We start from the raw sequence: 17,303 nt of genomic DNA, 5'->3' as shown, positions 1-17,303 counted from the left end.
AGTAAAGAGGAACCACAGATGCTTTCTTGGGATGATGAAGTCAAGCCGGCCCAGGCGCCGCGCCCTGCCAACCCGCAGCCGCAACTGCAGCCGGCCTTCGGCAACGCGCAGCAGTCCAATGCCGCACTGAACCCGGCACTGATGGCCGGCAACGGCGAGGCGGTCGATACCACCCGCCGCGTCAACGCCGCCGACAAGCGCATCATCAACGGCCACACCGACGTCAACCAGCTGGTGCCCTTCAAGTACAAGTGGGCCTGGGACAAGTACCTGGCCGGCTGCGCCAATCACTGGATGCCGCAGGAAATCAACATGCAGCGCGACATCGAGCTGTGGAAGAATCCGAACGGCCTGACCGAAGACGAGCGTCGTCTGGTCAAGCGCAACCTGGGCTTCTTCGTCACCGCCGACTCGCTGGCCGCCAACAACATTGTGCTGGGCACCTATCGCCACATCACCGCGCCCGAGTGCCGCCAGTACCTGCTGCGCCAGGCCTTCGAAGAGGCCATCCATACCCACGCCTACCAGTACATCGTGGAGTCGCTGGGCCTGGACGAAGCCGAGATCTTCAACGCCTATCACGAGGTCGCCTCGATCCGCGACAAGGACGAGTTCCTCATCCCCTTCATCGATACGCTGACCGATCCTGAATTCAAGACCGGCACGATGGAGAATGACCAGAAGCTGCTGCGCTCGCTGATCGTCTTCGCCTGCATCATGGAAGGCCTGTTCTTCTACGTCGGCTTCACGCAGATCCTCGCACTGGGTCGCCAGAACAAGATGATGGGCGCGGCCGAGCAGTACCAGTACATCCTCCGTGACGAATCGATGCACTGCAACTTCGGCATCGACCTGATCAACACGGTGAAGATGGAGAACCCGCACCTGTGGACTCCTGAATTCCGCGACGAGATCAAATCGTTGTTTTTACGCGCGGTGGAGTTGGAATATCGTTACGCAGAGGATACAATGCCGCGAGGCGTGCTCGGGTTGAACGCGCCGATGTTCAAGGGCTACCTGCGATTCATCGCAAACCGCCGCGCACAGCAAATCGGATTGGACCCGCTGTTCGCACAAGAAGAAAATCCGTTCCCCTGGATGAGCGAGATGATCGACCTGAAGAAGGAGCGCAACTTCTTCGAGACCCGAGTCATCGAATACCAAACCGGGGGCGCGCTGAGTTGGGAATGATGTGCAGTCTCGAAGTACTCTTCCGCGAGACAGGATGCACAACGGTGGTCGGGTAGCTTGCAAGATGCCCGGCCACTGAAACTGAAAGGCATACGCCAAATTAATGAACAGTCAGAGACCGAACCATTCTTCTCTGTTATCGCCGCTTAACCCCATCGTGTCGGGTCAGGCGGCTTTTCCTTTGAAAAACGCCGAGGTTTTTCAGGAACGCGATTCCGACGCTAGCGTTTGAACACGCTGGCGTTTTTTTTGGTGTCGCGCCCGCTCCCGTAGTCGACTTCATCCTGCGCCATTGCGCGGGCACTACCGGAGGGGCGTCGCCAAGATAGCTGAAGCGCTGCATAGGTGAGGGGATGCAGCAGTTCAGCTGGTGCCGAATTCATTAGCGCAAGCGACAGGCTGCTTGTGCCGATGAATAACCCGCCCGCGTCATCGCGATGTCGCTTGCGGGTTGCTTATATCAAGCTTGATTTTTTCCATTCACGTGAAGAAGGAGAAACAAAATGGCAACAGCAGCAAAGAAGCCCGCGGCCAAGAAGCCGGCGGCAAAGAAGGCAGCCGCCGCTAAGGAAACCACCAAGAAGGTCGTCGCGGCTACTGCCAAGAAGACCGTAGCGAAGGCCGCCGCCAAGCCGGCAGCTGCCAAGAAGGCAGCCGCTCCGAAGGCAGCCGCGAAGAAGGTTGCAGCGCCGAAGGCAGCCGCCAAGAAGGCAGCAGCACCGAAGGCAGCCGCCAAGAAGGTTGCAGCTCCGAAGGCAGCTGCAAAGAAGGTTGCAGCTCCGAAGGCAGCCGCAAAGAAGGTTGCAGCTCCGAAGGCAGCCGCCAAGAAGGTTGCAGCGCCGAAGGCAGCCGCCAAGAAGGCAGCAGCACCGAAGGCCGCCGCCAAGAAGGTTGCAGCACCGAAGGCAGCCGCACCGAAGGCTGCAGCGCCGAAGGCAGCCCCCAAGAAGGCCGCCGCTCCGAAGAAGGCCGCCGCCAAGCCGGCAGCTGCAGCACCGGCCGCCAAGACCGTGCTGAACCCGGCCGCCGCATGGCCGTTCCCGACTGGCGCCGGCCGTCCGTAAGATCGGCGCGCGTCCCGTCTGAGTTCTTCAGACGAAAAGCCGCTGTATGGCATGTCGCCATGCAGCGGTTTTTTTATGCCCTCGTATGCAGGCCGCCAGGCTCTGGCAATCTGCAGGGATGGCACAATATATGAAAGTCCAGGTATGCTCGCCGCGACCGTCGACATCCTGCCGGAGCAGCATCGCTAGCCGCGCAAGACCCGATGATTGCACCGATGTCTCATGCACTCTAGTATGTGCCCTGCCTCTCACTGATGGAGAACCCTGTGCTGCATAGTATTTTCACGATGATCGTCAATGCCGTCGCCAGCATCCTGGCCGGCGTCATGCTGCTGCGTTTCTGGATGCAGGTGGTGCGCGTGCGCCCGCCGCAATCGGTGGGGCAGTTCGTGTACCAGCTCTCGGACTGGCTGGTGCGGCCCTTGCGCCGGGTCATGCCCGGCGGCCGCCACGACTGGGCCTCCCTGCTGGCCGCCTTCATCATCGTGCTGCTGTCGGTTATCGCCATCCTCGGACTGCCGACCGGTTTCGATTTCAAGCTCATCCTGCTGGTTGCCGTGGAGCGTCTCTTCGAATGGATCTGCTATGGCTTCATGGCCACCCTGATCATCGAAGCCATCTTCAGCTGGGTCAATCCGTATGCCCCGCTGGCACCTTTCGTGCGCGCCCTCAACGAGCCGCTGCTGCGTCCGCTGCGCCGTATCATCCCGCCGCTGGGTGGCGTGGACCTGTCGCCGCTGGTATTGCTGATCCTGCTGCAGATCGCCGTGCGCGTGGTCAGTGGGCTGTTGTTCGGCGCCGTCTAGCCGTCAGACGGCATGGCGTGCCGACGCAAAAAGAGCCGGACTCGTCCGGCTCTTTTGCATTATGGGTGACCACGTCAGCTACCCAGGCCGGCTCAGCGCTTCTGTCGCGCCGCCCACTGCTCCAGGGCCTGCATGGTGTTTTGCACGTGCTTTTCCGGATTCATGTCGGTGTACTCGTAGAGGATGGCGTGGTCCGGCGTGATCACGTAGGAGGTGCGGCTGGCATAGCCGGTCACTTTCATGAACTGGGCGTCGTAGGCCTTCATGATCTTCTTGTCGACATCGGCGGCCACGGCGAACTTGCTGCGGCACTCGCTGACGGAGAACTTGTTGAGCGTCTCGATATCGTCCCCCGACACCCCGATGACCGTCGCTCCCAGTGCCTTGTAGCGATCCACCGCCTCGGCGAACAGATGGGCTTCGATGGTGCAGCCGGAGGTGAAGGCCGCCGGATAGAAGTACAGGACCACCGGCCCCTTCTTGAGCGCGGCCGCCAGCGAGAAGGTCGAGACCTGCCCGCCCAGCGAGGCCGGGGCGGAAAACTCCGGTGCCTTGTCACCGGGTTTGAGGGCCGCCAGTGCCAGCGGGGACGCCAGTGTTGCCGTCAGCAGCAGAGCGCCGGCGAGCAGGCGGCCAGCGCCCGGGCGCAAGGCGCGCATGGATGATTGGTCTGGCATATCGATCTCCTGGGGTGATGTGCTGGCGGCCTGCATGGAGGCGACGCCCATTGTGCGCTCAACCGAAACGGTAACCGAAGGCCTTGTGGAAGCGCTCTTCGATCTCCTCACGCGAGGGTGCATGGTTCTGCGGACCCTGCGAGGCGATCTTGATCGAGCCCATCAGGCTGGCCAGGCGACCGGTGGTTTCCCAGTCATAGCCTTCGGTCAGGCCGTACAGCATCCCGGCGCGGAAGGCATCGCCACAACCGGTGGGGTCGGCGATACGATCGGCCGGCACACAGGGGATGTCGAACTTCTGACCGCCCACGAAGATCTCCGCACCCAGCTCGCCGCGGGTGACCACCAGGGCCGTGGTGCGCTCGGCGATCTGGGCCAGCGACAGGCCGGTACGGGTGGTCAGCAGCTCGGCCTCGTAGTCGTTCACCGCCACATAGGTGGCCAGGTCGATGAAGTTCTTCAGGTCGTTGCCGTCGAACATCGGCATGCCCTGGCCCGGATCGAAGATCAGCGGGATGTTCAGTTCGGCCGCCTGCTGTGCGTGCTGCAGCATGCCGTCACGGCCGTCCGGCGCGACGATGGCGAACTTGACCGCGCCCGCATCGGCGACCTTGTTCTGGTGCGACCAGGTCATCGCGCCCGGGTGGAAGGCGGTGATCTGGTTGCTGTCGGCATCGGTGGTGATGAAGCACTGCGCGGTGAAGGAGTCATCGATCTGGCGTACGCAGCGCGTCGAGATGTCCAGCGCGGCGAAGCGTTCCATGTAGGGTGCGCTGTCCAGGCCGACAGTGGCCATCACGATGGGCTCGCCACCCAGCAGCTTGAGGTTGTAGGCGATATTGCCCGCGCAACCGCCGAACTCGCGGCGCATCGTCGGCACCAGGAAGGATACGTTGACCTTGTGCAACTGGTCGGCCAGCAGCGCTTCGGCGAAGCGGCCCTCGTATTGCATGATGTTGTCGTAAGCGAGGGAACCGCAGATCAGTGAGCTCATGGAGTGGGCCGCAGGAAAAAAAGAATGATGCCGCATTGTAGAAGAAAAGCGGCATACGGGCAGCGGGAACAGGGCTCAGGGATAGAACAGATAGATCCGGTAGCCCGAGACCAGGGCATCCTTGAGTTCGAAGTTGAGCCTGATCTGCCGCTCACTGTCGGCACCCAGGCCGCTGTCGATCAGGCTGGGATCGCTCAGGTAGTCACGCGGACGGAAGACGCGCCGGATCACCGCCTTCTCGTCGTCATTGTTGAGCGTGAGTTCGATATGCGGCCAGGCCTGCGCGCTGGTGCTGCGATTGCGCATCACGACAGTCAGCGCATAGACGTTCTGGTTGGGTGGTACCACCTGCAATTCATTGGATTCCAGCGACAGCCGGTCGATCTCTGCCGGCAGGCCGACGCTGCAATGGAAGGCGACGCACATGCCATTGAGCATGGGGCGCAGCACCGGGACCGAGGCGGCCAGCGGATTGCGCCAGTAATAGAGCGCCTGCAGCAGCAGCACTGGCACCATCACGCCGGCCAGTATCATCATCAGCATCTTGGTCACATGGCCGATGCGTGCCTTGCGTTCGGCCCGCTTGACGAAGCCGGGTTCCTCGGCGACGGCGGTGTCGGTGTCCTCGGCGCTGACGTCGGGATCGTGGAGCACATCCTCCTGCGTGTGTTCCGGCTCGGCGTCGATACGGAACACGGCAGCCACCTCCGGCGGTGCCGCCAGGTCTTCCGGTTCGGCCGACGAACGGCGCAGCAGGGCGCCGCTGTCGGGCTCCTCGTCTTGCAGCGGCGTGCCGAACGGCTCCGGGTTGTCCTTATCCACAGGCTGCGCGGACTTCAGCGGCGCGCCGAGATCGGGAATGTAGCCGGGGCTGGCGGGCGAGCGGAACACCTTCGGTTCGGCGATGACCGGAATGGCGGGGGTGGCCGCTGCGGCAGGTGCGGGAGGGATGAACGATGCAGACGGAGCCGGCGGCTCCGGTACCGTTACGGGGATGGACTCGGGGCGCGCTTGCGTGTACGCCACCGGAGCGGGAGCGGACGGCAGTCCCGTTCCTGGTGCGGTGCCGCTACCTGCTGCCGGCGCCGCTGCCACGAGGGTGCCGGGCTGGGCTTTGCTGCCCGGGGCCGGCTGGTAATGGCCGTCAGCGATGCTGGCCTCGACCAGAAACTCATTGCCGTTGAAGACTTCGCGGCAGCTGCCGCAGCGCACCAGTCCGCCGCGCAGTTTGAGCTGGTCGCTGGCGACCCTGAAGATGGTCAGGCAGTGCGGACACTGGGTCGCCAACGCCATGGATTACTCCGGCAGGCGGCCTGCCAGCGCCACCCAGCCTTCATGTTCGGCCCACACGGTGAGCGCGATATAGGGTGCATAGGCGGCGATGACTTCCTTGGCCTGACGCTCCAGCACTCCGGACAGCACCAGCGCGCCGCCGGCAGCTACCCGCCCGGCCAGCATGGGGGCCATCAGTTGCAGCGGACCGGCCAGGATGTTGGCCACCACCACCTCGAAGCGTTCACCTTCCGGATCGGACTGGGCGAAGGCCTCTGGCAGATAGTAGGTGGCGCTGCAGTGATTGCGTTCGGTATTGTGGTGGGCTGCTTCCAGTGCCTGCGGGTCGATGTCCACGCCGATGACCTGGGGGACGCCGATCTTGGCCGCGACCAGCGCCAGGATGCCCGAGCCACAACCATAGTCCAGCAGGGTGCGAGCGCGCGTGGCATTGCTTTCCAGCCATTCCATGCACAGCCGGGTGGTGGGATGGCTGCCGGTACCGAAGGCCAGACCGGGGTCCAGCTCCAGCACCAGGGCATCGGGATCGGCCGGCGCTTCGTGCCAGCTCGGCACGACCCAGATGCGCTGGCCGATGTGGATGGGCTCGAACTGGGATTGCGTCAGGCGCACCCAGTCCTGCTCTTCCACGCTACGGGTGGCAAAGGGCAGGGCATAGTCCAGGCCGATGGCCTTGGCCGCGTCGGTCACGATGGCAGCGTGGTCGGCATCCTTGCCGGCCAGTGCTACCACGCGGCTGCGGTCCCAGGCGGCTTCCTCCGGCTCCATGCCGGGCTCCCCGAAGAGCGGACGCTCGGCGTCCGTCCCTTCGTCCGCATCTTCCACCGACACCGACAGGGCGCCAGATTCCATCAAGGCGTCGGACAGTGCCTCCGCCTCTTCCCGCGCCACTTCGATGACGATTTCTACCCAAGCCATGCTTGCCTGCCTTTGCTGTTGCGATTGCTGTTGCTGGTTGATACGGAACGACGATTACTTCTTCAGCGACTTGTCCGTTTCCGGCGCCGTCGGACGTTCCGACAACTTATGTTCCAGATAATGGATATTGGTTCCGCCTTCGAAGAAACGGGCATCGACCATCAGCTCGCGGTGCAGCGGGATATTGGTCGAGATGCCTTCCACCACCATTTCCGACAGGGCGATCTGCATGCGACGGATGGCCTGTTCGCGGGTGGCGCCGTAGGCGATCACCTTGCCGACCATGGAATCATAGTTGGGCGGCACGAAATAGCCGGAGTAGGCATGCGAATCGACGCGGATGCCAGGACCACCCGGTACGTGCCAGGAAGTGATGCGGCCCGGCGAGGGGATGAACTTGAACGGGTCCTCGGCATTGATGCGGCACTCGATGGCGTGGCCCTTGAGCTCGATGTCGCGCTGGCGGTAACGCAGCTTTTCGCCGGCGGCGATGCGGATCTGCTCTTGCACGATGTCCACGCCGGTGATCATCTCGGTGACCGGGTGTTCGACCTGCACGCGGGTGTTCATCTCGATGAAGTAGAACTCTTCGTTTTCGTACAGGAATTCGAAGGTGCCGGCGCCACGGTAGTTCATCTTGCGGCAGGCTTCGGCGCAGCGTTCGCCGATCTTCTCGATGATCTTGCGCGGGATGCCCGGTGCCGGTGCTTCCTCGATCACCTTCTGGTGGCGGCGCTGCATGGAGCAGTCGCGCTCGCCCAGCCAGATGGCTTGCTTGTGCTCGTCGGCCAGGATCTGGATTTCCACGTGACGCGGATTTTCCAGATACTTCTCCATATAGACTTCCGGATTGCCAAAGGCGGCACCGGCTTCGGTCTTGGTCATGGTCACGGCGTTGATCAGCGCAGCTTCCGTATGCACCACGCGCATGCCGCGACCACCGCCGCCGCCAGCGGCCTTGATGATGACCGGATAGCCGATCTTGCGGGCGATCTGGACGATTTCCCTGGGGTTGTCCGGCAGCGCGCCTTCCGAACCGGGCACGCAGGGCACGCCGGCGCGGATCATGGCCTGCTTGGCCGAGACCTTGTCACCCATCATGCGGATGTTTTCCGCGCGCGGGCCGATGAAGACGAAGCCGGACTGCTCCACGCGTTCGGCGAAATCGGCGTTCTCCGACAGGAAGCCATAGCCGGGGTGGATCGCCTGGGCGTCAGTCACTTCAGCCGCGCTGATGATGGCCGGCATGTTCAGGTAGGACAGCGCGGAAGGGGCCGGGCCGATGCAGACCGACTCATCGGCCAGCTTTACGTACTTGGCTTCGCGGTCGGCCTCGGAGTGCACGACCACGGTCTTGATACCCAATTCGCGGCAGGCGCGCTGGATGCGCAGGGCAATTTCGCCACGGTTGGCGATGAGGATTTTTTCAAACATAACAGGAATGGGACGTCGCCAGTTCAAGCGTTATAGGTTCCGGAGGAGGGTCGTATCCGTAGGGGCCACCGACCCTGCCGACCAGGCCAGGGACTGAATGCGATCAGCCCAGCACGAACAGCGGCTGGCCGAACTCGACCGCCTGGCCGTTTTCCACCAGGATCTGCTTGACCACGCCACCCTTGTCGGCGTCGATCTCGTTGAGCAGCTTCATGGCTTCGATGATGCACAGGGTGTCGCCTTCCTTGACCTCCTTGCCCACTTCCACGAAGGCCGGAGCGCCCGGTGCCGAGGAGCGGTAGAAGGTGCCGACCATGGGCGACTTGACGATGTGACCTTCCGGTACGGCCGGGGCGGCGGCAGCGGCGGCCGGTGCAGCTGCAACCGGGGCGGCGGCGGCCACCGGCGCCGGGGCCGGTGCGTAGGCCTGTTGTTGCGGCACCATCACCACCTGGTTCTGGGCATTCGGGGAAGACTTGACGATTCTGACCTTGCTTTCGCCTTCGGTGACTTCCAGCTCTTCGATCGCCGATTCAGCAACCAGGTCGATCAGCGTCTTGAGTTTTCGTAAATCCATTTGAATCCCTCGGAATGTAGATAAGTAGTATTAGAGAAGCGCCAGCGCTCTGTCGCGGCCGGCGGGTTCAGTCAGGGTCTTGCAGTACGTGAAACGATCCGTCCGGGTGGGGGCGTGCCCGCCGTCAGGATTGACGCAGCCAATGGTCCACGGCCATGCGATAGCCGTCGACCCCGAAGCCGCACAGGACTGCCCGGGCAATGCCAGACAGGTAGGAAAAATGCCGGAACTCCTCGCGTTGGTGGATATTGGAAATATGCACCTCGACGAAGGGGATGGCCACCCCGGCCAGCGCGTCCCTCAGTGCCACGCTGGTATGGGTCAACCCGCCCGGATTGATGATGATGCCATCCACCCCCTCGCTGCGGGCCTGGTGGATGCGGTCGATCAACGCACCTTCGTGGTTGCTCTGGAACGTCACCAGGTTCGCGCCGGCGCTGCGGGCCTGGTCTTGTGCACGCTGTTCGATATCGGCCAGCGTCGTGGATCCGTAGACTTCCGGCTCCCGGGTCCCGAGCAGATTCAGGTTCGGGCCATTGAGCAGGAGAAGCTGTTTTGCCATGGAGATTAAGCTCCGTTTGACGACGATGCGCGCATTTTGCCGTCAAATGCCATCATTTGGCAAGAAAAACTTTCTTTTCACGGATTTGCAGTCTCAGATGCTCTGTGGTTCAGAGCCGGGACAGGTCAGCGCGCAGTTCATCGAACTTGAGGCGACCCAGATAGACCTTCTTGACTTTGCCGTCCTTGCCCACCAGAGCGGTGAACGGGAGACCGCCCGCCTGATTGCCGAATTGCCGCAGCAAATCGGTGGCGCCGGTTCCGGCAACGAAGAGAGGATAGCGGATTTGGTACTTTTGCGCAAACTTGGCGATATTTTCTTGACTATCCACGCCAATTCCCAGAATTTGTACGGGCGCGATCTCCTGCTGCAACGCCGTCAGCTCGGGCATTTCCTCCACGCAGGGGCCGCACCAGGTGGCCCAGAAGTTGACCACCAGCGGTCGGCCCTTGTACTGCGCCAACGACTGGGTCTGGCCGGTTGCATCCGGCATGGATTGCGACAGCAGCTGGTTCAGCGCCAGCGTCTCGGGGGAGTCTGCCGGGTGGGCGCGATGGCTGGCATAGATCCCCACGCCCACGCAAACGACGGCAACGACGGCCAACAGGATCACATTTTTCAGTTTCTTCATCACACGTCTTCTTCTGAAGTGGTCTCGATCAGTTGCGCCAGGGCGGCGGCGTCGCCCCGGTCGGCACGTTTTCCGGGCGCCACGCGCAGGCTGCCGCGCAGATCATCTTCGTCGTACAGGGCCAGGTGCGCCAGTTCCGGATCGGCGCCGCGTTGGGGCAGCAGGAAACTCAGGGTCTCGACCGCCTGACCGGTGCGGAAGTGCGCGGTCTCGCCGACCTCGAAGTTCACATTCTTGTTGAGCAGGAAAATTTCCACATCCTTGGCGCTGGGCGAGAACAGCTGCAGGTGGATGTCCGAATGTTCACCTGCGGTGCCATTCCAGACTGCGCCGGTGATGTAAGGATTGAAATGTTGCAGATCCTGCATCAACTGCAGCGCTACCTGGCGCAGGTGCAAGAGGCGCGCCGGCTGGGTGTCGGCAAAGAAGAGCTCATTGTAGATGCGCACTTCTTCTTCGATCTGCTCGTTATCGGGCATGATCTCGCCCCTGGCCTTCTGGTTGCCCAGGATCTGGCGGGCGGCCTTGCGCTTGGCGCTGCCATAGTCGGCGCCGTCCTCGGCAATCATGCGGGCAGCGGCGGCGGCAATCTCGGCACGCAGCTGCTCGGTGGGGGAGGTGAATTCGAATTCAGACATGGCCGCCATGATACTCGTTAGCGGTGGCGCTCGCCGCGTCAGGTAAAATCTCGGGATTACACCCCAAGATTCGCTATGCATATACATATCCTCGGCATCTGCGGCACCTTCATGGGCGGTCTGGCCGTGCTGGCCAAGCAGGCCGGCCATACCGTGACCGGCTGCGATGCCAATGTCTATCCGCCGATGAGCACCCAGCTGGAAGCCCAGGGCATCACCCTGATCCAGGGTTTCGAGCCCTCCCAGGTCGAATTGCAACCGGACCTGTTCGTCATCGGCAACGTGGTCTCGCGCGGCAATGCGCTGATGGAAGAAATCCTCAATCGCGGCCTGCCCTATGTCTCCGGCCCGCAATGGATGGGCGAGAACATCCTGCAGGACAAATGGGTCCTTTCGGTGGCCGGCACCCACGGCAAGACCACCACCTCGGCCATGCTGGCCTGGGTGCTGGAGCATGCGGGTTACCAGCCCGGCTTCCTGATCGGCGGGGTGCCGATGAACTTCGGGATCTCGGCGCGCCTGGGCAGCGACGGCCAGGGGGGGCCTTCGCCCTTCTTCGTCATCGAAGCCGATGAGTACGACACTGCCTTCTTCGACAAGCGCAGCAAGTTCGTCCATTACCGTACCCGCACCGCGATCCTGAACAACCTGGAATACGATCACGCCGACATCTTCCCCGATCTGGCCGCCATCGAGACCCAATTCCACCATCTGGTGCGTACCGTGCCGGGCATCGGGCGGCTCATCGTCAATGGTCGCGAGCCGGCATTGCAGCGCGTGGTGGCACGCGGCTGCTGGAGCGAACGCGAGGACTTCGGCGTGGCCCAGGGCCAGCCGGGCTGGTCCCTGCAGACCCAGGAGGACGGGCGCTTCGATGTCTTCTTCGAGGGCCAGCTGCAAGGCACCGTGGTCTGGGAACTGACCGGCGAGCACAACCGCATGAACGCCCTGGCGGCCATCGCCGCCGCCCGCCATGTGGGTGTGCCTGCAGCTCAGGCCATCGAGGCGCTGGGGGCTTTCCAGAGCGTCAAGCGGCGCATGGAACTGCGCGGCAGCGCCAATGGCGTGGCCGTCTATGACGATTTTGCCCACCATCCGACCGCCATCGCCACTACCGTGGCCGGCCTGCGCAAGAAGGTCGGCAATGCCCGCATCCTGGCCGTGCTGGAGCCCCGTTCCAACACCATGAAGCTGGGCACCATGAAGGAAGCCCTGCCCGGCAGCCTGGCCGAGGCCGACCTGGTGTTTGGCTTCGGTGCCCGCGCCGGACGCGACGCGCTGGGCTGGGACCTGGCCGAGGCACTGGCGCCACTGGGCCAGAAGGCAGCCGCCTTCGATGAGCTCGATGCCCTGGTGCAGGCCGTCAAGGCCGCCGCCAAGCCGGGCGACCACGTGCTGGTGATGAGCAACGGCGGTTTCGGCGGCGTACACCAGAAGCTGCTGGACGCGCTGGCATGATCCTGTATCTGCACGGTTTTCGTTCTTCGCCGCAATCCTTCAAGGCGCGGGTGATGGGGCAGCGCATGGCCGAGCTGGGCTTGCAGGACGACTACCTCTGCCCGCAACTGCCGGCTTCGCCCGCCGCAGCCATCGCCCTGGCCGGGGCGATGGTGGCCGGTGTCGACCCGGCGCAACTGACCGTGGTCGGTTCTTCGCTGGGCGGCTTCTATGCGACCTGGTTGGCTGAACACCTCGGTTGCCGCGCCGTGCTGCTCAATCCGGCGGTCAAGCCGCCATGCGACCTGGAATCCTACGTTGGCGTGACGACCCAGTACCACTCCGACGAACCCTTCGAATTCAAGCACGAATACATCGCCGAACTGCGCTCGCTGGTGGTGCCGGCCATCAGCCGCCCGCAGCGCTACCTGCTGCTGGCCGCCACCGGCGACGAAGTGCTGGACTGGCGCGAGATGGTGGCCCATTACCCGGGCGCGCGTCAGATCGTCATCCAGGGGAGCGACCACGGCATGGCCGAATTCGTGGATTACCTGGACGAGGTGCTGGCCTTCTGCGGCATCGCTCCTGCAGGCAAGGTGACGCGTTGATGCGATGTGCCCCGCGCAAGGCGCGCTGGATGGCGCACCCGCAGGCGCTGGCAACGCTGCTGGCCACCGAGGGCCAGCGCATGCGCTGCGTGCGTGCCTGGCTGGCCGATCCTGGTTCCATGACCCTGAAACTGAAGGCCCGTACCGACGCCTTCAGCGTGCGCCTGTTGCGCCAGCGGCCCGCCATGATCCTGGCCGATGAGCACGAGGCATTGGGTTTGCCCGCGCGCAGCCGGGTGGTCGAGCGCGACGTGATCCTGCATTGCGACGGCCGGCCGGTGGTGTTTGGTCACACTGTCTTGTCCACCGGCTCGGTGAAATCCGACTGGCCTTTCTTCAGCAAGCTGGGCAATACGCCGCTGGGCGCCAACCTGTTCTTTGATCCGCTGGTCGGGCGCAGCCCCATCCAGTATGCTCGCCTGAGGTTCGGCCACCCGCTGATGCGACGCATCGCGCAGGCCCTGCCGCAGACCCCGCTACCGACCACCCTGCTGGCACGCCGCTCCCTGTTTACGCGGCGCGGCGGGATATTGATGGTCACCGATGTTTTCCTGCCGGCACTGGAGGCGCTGATGCGTCCGGTGCCGGCCCATGTACCAGATTGAGAAGCGATAGAAGCAGATGAATTTACTGTTTGAAGAATCCGGCGACTTCAAGGCCGGCTCCATCATGACCCAGCAGGGCGAGTCCTACCAGGTCGAGATGGCCTCCGGCAAGCGCACCAAGGTCAAGTCGCGCGACGCGCTGCTGCAGTTCGCCGCGCCTGCGCCGCAGGAATTGCTGGAGCAGGCCCAGGCCATCGCCGCCGAGGTCGACCTGGACTTCCTGTGGGAAGTGGCCGGCGAGGAAGAGTTCGGCTTCACCGATCTGGCGGCCGAATATTTCGGCCACGCGCCCCTGCCGCCGGAAGCCGCGGGTCTCCTGCTGTGCCTGCATCACGCGCCGATCTATTTCTACAAGAAGGGTCGCGGACGCTACAAGGCGGCCCCGCAAGCCTCGCTGCAGGCCGCCCTGGCCGGCCTGGAAAAGAAGAAGCAGCAACTGGCGGCGCAGGCCGCCTATGTGGAAGAACTCAAGGCCCACAAGTTGCCCGAAGCCTTCCGTCCTATCGCCCTGCAATTGCTCTTCAAGCCGGACAAGAACGGCATCGAATACAAGGCCCTGGACGCCGCCGCCAAGGAATTGCAGACCACCCCGCAGCGCCTGATGCTGGCTGCCGGCGGTGTGGCCTCGCCCAAGGATCTGCACTACGCGCGTTTCCTCTACGAATTCTTCCCGCGTGGCACCGGCTTCCCAGCCATCGACATCCCCGCGCCGACCACCGACCTGCCCACCGCCGAGGTACAGGCCTTCTCCATCGACGACGTCACCACCACCGAAATCGACGATGCGCTGTCGGTGACCCGACTGGCCGACGGCAAGCTGCGCGTGGGCATCCACATCGCCGCCCCGGGCCTGGCCATCAAGCGTGGCGACGCCATCGATGCGATTGCGCGCGCGCGCATGTCCACCGTCTACATGCCGGGCGAAAAGATCACCATGCTGCCCGACGATCTGGTGGCTACCTACACCCTGGATGCCGGCGCCGCCCGTCCGGCGCTGTCGCTGTATGCCACGCTGGACCCGGCGAGCTGGGAAGTGCTGGCCACCGAAACCCGCGCCGAACTGGTGCCGATTGCCGCCAACCTGCGCCACAACGACCTCGATGACCTGGTCACAGAGGAAGCCCTGGCCGAGAATCGCGGCGACTATCCGCACAAGGAGGAGATCGCGCTGCTCTGGCAATGGGTGCAATTGCTGGAGCAGGGCCGCATGGCCAAGCGCGAGGCCTTCGGCCTGCGGCCGGAACAGAACAACCGCGTGGACTTCAACTTCTACGTCGAGAACGACGTGGTCAGCATTGTCCGTCGCCGTCGTGGTGCGCCGCTGGACAAGATCGTGGCCGAGCTGATGATCTTCGCCAACAGCACCTGGGGCAAGCTCATGGCCGACCATGGCGTGCCCGGCATCTATCGTGCCCAGGGCGGTGGTGCCGGCGGCTGGGCCGCCAAGATGCAGGTGCGCATGGTCACCCATGCCGCTCCCCACCAGGGACTGGGCGTGGACCAGTACGCCTGGAGCACCTCGCCCCTGCGCCGCTATACCGACCTGGTCAACCAGTGGCAGATCCTGGCCTGCATCGAGCATGGCGTGACCGCACCGCTGGTGGCGCCCTTCAAGCCGCGTGACGCCGACCTGTTCGCCATCGTCTCCGGTTTCGACGCCGCCTATTCCGGCTATGCCGACTTCCAGTCCACCATGGAGCGCTACTGGTGCCTGCGCTGGCTGGCCCAGGAAAACGCCCGCACCGTGGAAGCGGTGGTGCTGAAGGACGAAATCCTGCGCCTGGTCGACATCCCGTTGGTGTTGCGCATGCCAGGCCTGCCGCAACTGGCGCGCGGCCTGCAGGTCAAGCTCGATCTGCTGCGCTGGGACGAGGTCGACCTCAGTGTGGAAGCGCGCCTGCTGGAAGTGCCGGCTGCAGCGGCCCAGGCCCTGGCCAACGACCTCGGCGAGGACGACGAGGAGTTGCTGGAGGGCATGGCTGCCCTCGGCAGTGAGCCGGAAGCCGCCGACGCGGACGCCGCCAGCGCTCCGACCGAGGACGAAAACCCGCCGGCCGAAGCGGCGCAATGAGGCGGTGCTGGCGTAGAATTGCCGCTGTGAATATCGTCGCTTTTTCCTGTCCGTCGTGAACCTGTTTGCCCAACATCGCCTGCTCAGCGCGGCGCTCGGTATCTCGCTGCTGGTGCATGGCCTGCTGCTAGCCGTGCACTTCGCCGCGCCTGATGCTTTCCGCTTCAAGCCGTCCGACCCGGAGCTGGAAGTGATCCTGGTCAACGCCAAGCACGACAGGAAGCCGGTCAACGCCCAGGCGCTGGCGCAGGCCAACCTGGATGGTGGCGGCAATGCCGAGGACGGCCGCGCCAAGTCACCGCTGCCGGACATGCGGCGGGTGGAGAGCGGCGACAGCGTCAAGGCCGCGCAACGCAAGGTGGCCGAACTGGAACAGCAGCAGCGCAAGATGCTGGCGCAGTTGCAGGCGGCCCAGCAGCACGTGAGCAGTGCCGATCAGGTCAAGCCGGTGCAGGCGCCGCAGCCCGACGCCCACGACCTGACCGACACCGCCAAGGCCATGGCGCGCATGGAGGCCGAGGTCGCCCGCAACATCGAGCAATACAACAAGCGCCCCAAGAAGACCCAGATCACGCCCAGTACCCGTGAAGTGGGCTACGCCCAGTACTACAAGACACTGCAGGACAAGATAGAAAAGGTCGGTACGCTGAACTTCCCGACCCGGGATGGCAAGAAGCTCTACGGTGAACTGCTGATCGTCATCCCGGTGTTCCAGGACGGCACCATCTACGAACGCGATGGCGGCGTGGTGGTGCGTTCCAGTTCGGGCAATGCCGCGCTGGACCAGGCAGCGGTCGCCATCGTGCGCCGCTCGGCACCGTTCGGCCGCTTCCCCGAAAACATGCGCACCAGCGGCAAGGACGATGTCTGGGAAATCATCACCCGCTTCCGCTTCACGCGGGACCAGGGTTTGCAGACGGAACTGGGGGCCGGCTGAGGACAGCGGCGAGGGCGATCCGGGACGACACCACGGGCCGATCGCGACGAGAACAGAAAACAAGGGAACAGGCGGACCACCATGGATGAATACGTCGTCATCGGCAATCCCATTGCCCACAGCAAGTCACCCGAAATCCACGCACAGTTTGCCGCGCAGACCGGCCAGCAGCTGAACTACGAGCGCCTGCTGGCGCCGCTGCATGGCTTTCGCGCGGCAGTCCAGGTCTTCCAGCGGCGTGGCGGACGCGGCGCCAACGTCACCGTTCCCTTCAAGCTGGAGGCGCATGCCCTGGCCGACCTCCTCACCGAGCGCGCGCGCCTGGCCGGCGCGGTCAACACGCTCAAGTTCGAGGGAGGGCGCATCTTGGGCGACAACACCGATGGCGCCGGTCTGGTCACCGACATCGTGGTCAATGCCGGACAGGCACTGGCCGGCCGCCGCGTACTCCTGCTGGGCGCCGGCGGCGCCTCGCGCGGGGCGCTGCTGCCGCTGCTGCAGCAGAAGCCGGCCGAGCTGGTGATCACCAATCGCACCCAGTCCCGCGCGGCGGAGCTGGCCGCCCAGTTCGCCGAATACGGACCGGTAAGCAGCGCCGCCTATGCCGAACTGGACGGCATATTCGATGTCATCGTCAATGCCACCTCGGCCAGCCTTACCGAGGACCTGCCGCCCTTGCCGGTGACGGTCTATGGTAGCGACACCCTGGCCTACGACATGATGTATGGCCGCCAGCCCACCGTCTTCCTGCAAAGCGCGCAGCAGCATGGCGCCTGCGTGCGCGACGGCCTGGGCATGCTGGTGGAGCAGGCGGCCGAAGCCTTCCACCTGTGGCGTGGCGTACGTCCGGCCACCGCCGA

General features: G+C 64.0%; 18 protein-coding genes. 9 read left to right on the top strand and 9 right to left on the bottom strand.

Going from position 1 to position 17,303, the window contains the following annotated elements; all coding sequences use genetic code 11:
- Window positions 1–18 precede the first annotated feature (18 nt).
- The 3 genes from VE092_RS22675 (at window position 19) to VE092_RS22665 (ending at window position 3,061) form a co-directional block, all read left to right on the top strand.
- Window positions 19–1,191, top strand: coding sequence for a ribonucleotide-diphosphate reductase subunit beta (locus VE092_RS22675; RefSeq protein ID WP_324880161.1), 1,173 nt, complete (start codon window positions 19–21; stop codon window positions 1,189–1,191).
- Window positions 1,192–1,694: 503 nt separating this feature from the next.
- On the top strand, window positions 1,695–2,255 hold the full coding sequence (locus VE092_RS22670) for a histone H1-like DNA-binding protein (RefSeq protein WP_324880160.1): 561 nt from the start codon (window positions 1,695–1,697) through the stop codon (window positions 2,253–2,255).
- A 266-nt stretch (window positions 2,256–2,521) separates the two neighbouring features.
- Window positions 2,522–3,061, top strand: a complete 540-nt coding sequence (locus tag VE092_RS22665) for a YggT family protein (protein WP_324880159.1) — start codon at window positions 2,522–2,524, stop codon at window positions 3,059–3,061.
- Between the two features lie 92 nt (window positions 3,062–3,153).
- Here VE092_RS22665 and VE092_RS22660 read toward each other — a convergent pair whose 3' ends face one another.
- From VE092_RS22660 to VE092_RS22620, 9 genes are all read right to left on the bottom strand, one after another.
- The gene (locus VE092_RS22660; RefSeq protein ID WP_324880158.1) at window positions 3,154–3,738 is read right to left on the bottom strand and encodes a peroxiredoxin; all 585 of its coding nucleotides are present in this window, start codon (window positions 3,736–3,738) and stop codon (window positions 3,154–3,156) included.
- A 58-nt stretch (window positions 3,739–3,796) separates the two neighbouring features.
- A complete protein-coding gene (locus VE092_RS22655) occupies window positions 3,797–4,732 on the bottom strand; it encodes a carbohydrate kinase family protein (RefSeq protein WP_324880157.1) in 936 nt (311 codons plus the stop codon).
- A gap of 75 nt (window positions 4,733–4,807) precedes the next feature.
- Window positions 4,808–6,025 carry a DUF3426 domain-containing protein gene (locus VE092_RS22650; protein ID WP_324880156.1) on the bottom strand — a complete coding sequence of 406 codons (1,218 nt, stop codon included), beginning with the start codon at window positions 6,023–6,025 and terminating at the stop codon, window positions 4,808–4,810.
- 3 nt (window positions 6,026–6,028) lie between these two features.
- Window positions 6,029–6,943 (bottom strand): 50S ribosomal protein L11 methyltransferase, encoded by a 915-nt coding sequence (prmA, locus tag VE092_RS22645; RefSeq protein ID WP_324880155.1) that lies wholly within the window; start codon window positions 6,941–6,943, stop codon window positions 6,029–6,031.
- A 54-nt stretch (window positions 6,944–6,997) separates the two neighbouring features.
- Window positions 6,998–8,377 carry an acetyl-CoA carboxylase biotin carboxylase subunit gene (gene accC / locus VE092_RS22640; protein ID WP_324880154.1) on the bottom strand — a complete coding sequence of 460 codons (1,380 nt, stop codon included), beginning with the start codon at window positions 8,375–8,377 and terminating at the stop codon, window positions 6,998–7,000.
- A 103-nt stretch (window positions 8,378–8,480) separates the two neighbouring features.
- Window positions 8,481–8,954, bottom strand: a complete 474-nt coding sequence (gene accB / locus VE092_RS22635; protein ID WP_324880153.1) for an acetyl-CoA carboxylase biotin carboxyl carrier protein — start codon at window positions 8,952–8,954, stop codon at window positions 8,481–8,483.
- Window positions 8,955–9,078: 124 nt separating this feature from the next.
- Complete coding sequence (aroQ, locus tag VE092_RS22630) at window positions 9,079–9,516, bottom strand: type II 3-dehydroquinate dehydratase (RefSeq protein ID WP_324880152.1); 438 nt, start codon at window positions 9,514–9,516, stop codon at window positions 9,079–9,081.
- A gap of 109 nt (window positions 9,517–9,625) precedes the next feature.
- Entirely contained in the window at window positions 9,626–10,147 is a 522-nt protein-coding gene (locus VE092_RS22625) for a TlpA disulfide reductase family protein (protein WP_324880151.1), read from the bottom strand.
- Window positions 10,147–10,794, bottom strand: a complete 648-nt coding sequence (locus VE092_RS22620; protein WP_324880150.1) for a hypothetical protein — start codon at window positions 10,792–10,794, stop codon at window positions 10,147–10,149. The genes VE092_RS22625 and VE092_RS22620 overlap by 1 nt, the downstream gene beginning before the upstream one ends.
- Window positions 10,795–10,860: 66 nt before the next feature.
- Here VE092_RS22620 and mpl point away from each other — a divergent pair, with 66 nt between their 5' ends.
- The 6 genes from mpl to aroE all read left to right on the top strand — a co-directional run.
- Window positions 10,861–12,243 carry a UDP-N-acetylmuramate:L-alanyl-gamma-D-glutamyl-meso-diaminopimelate ligase gene (gene mpl, locus VE092_RS22615; protein ID WP_324880149.1) on the top strand — a complete coding sequence of 461 codons (1,383 nt, stop codon included), beginning with the start codon at window positions 10,861–10,863 and terminating at the stop codon, window positions 12,241–12,243.
- Window positions 12,240–12,830, top strand: a complete 591-nt coding sequence (locus VE092_RS22610) for a YqiA/YcfP family alpha/beta fold hydrolase (protein WP_324880148.1) — start codon at window positions 12,240–12,242, stop codon at window positions 12,828–12,830. The genes mpl and VE092_RS22610 overlap by 4 nt, the downstream gene beginning before the upstream one ends.
- The gene (locus VE092_RS22605; protein WP_324880147.1) at window positions 12,830–13,435 is read left to right on the top strand and encodes a chorismate--pyruvate lyase family protein; all 606 of its coding nucleotides are present in this window, start codon (window positions 12,830–12,832) and stop codon (window positions 13,433–13,435) included. The genes VE092_RS22610 and VE092_RS22605 overlap by 1 nt, the downstream gene beginning before the upstream one ends.
- Window positions 13,436–13,451: 16 nt before the next feature.
- Window positions 13,452–15,506: a ribonuclease catalytic domain-containing protein gene (locus VE092_RS22600; RefSeq protein ID WP_324880146.1), complete on the top strand. Its 2,055-nt coding sequence runs from the start codon at window positions 13,452–13,454 to the stop codon at window positions 15,504–15,506.
- Window positions 15,507–15,561: 55 nt separating this feature from the next.
- Complete coding sequence (locus VE092_RS22595; RefSeq protein ID WP_324880145.1) at window positions 15,562–16,443, top strand: TonB C-terminal domain-containing protein; 882 nt, start codon at window positions 15,562–15,564, stop codon at window positions 16,441–16,443.
- Between the two features lie 81 nt (window positions 16,444–16,524).
- A partial coding sequence (aroE, locus tag VE092_RS22590) for a shikimate dehydrogenase (RefSeq protein WP_324880144.1) occupies window positions 16,525–17,303 on the top strand: 779 nt, incomplete at its 3' end.

Source organism: Herbaspirillum sp. (genome assembly GCF_035644555.1).
Lineage (GTDB): Bacteria > Pseudomonadota > Gammaproteobacteria > Burkholderiales > Burkholderiaceae_D > Herbaspirillum.
The sequence above is the reverse complement of the archived record's forward strand: the minus strand, read 5'-3'. Positions and strand labels throughout refer to the sequence as shown.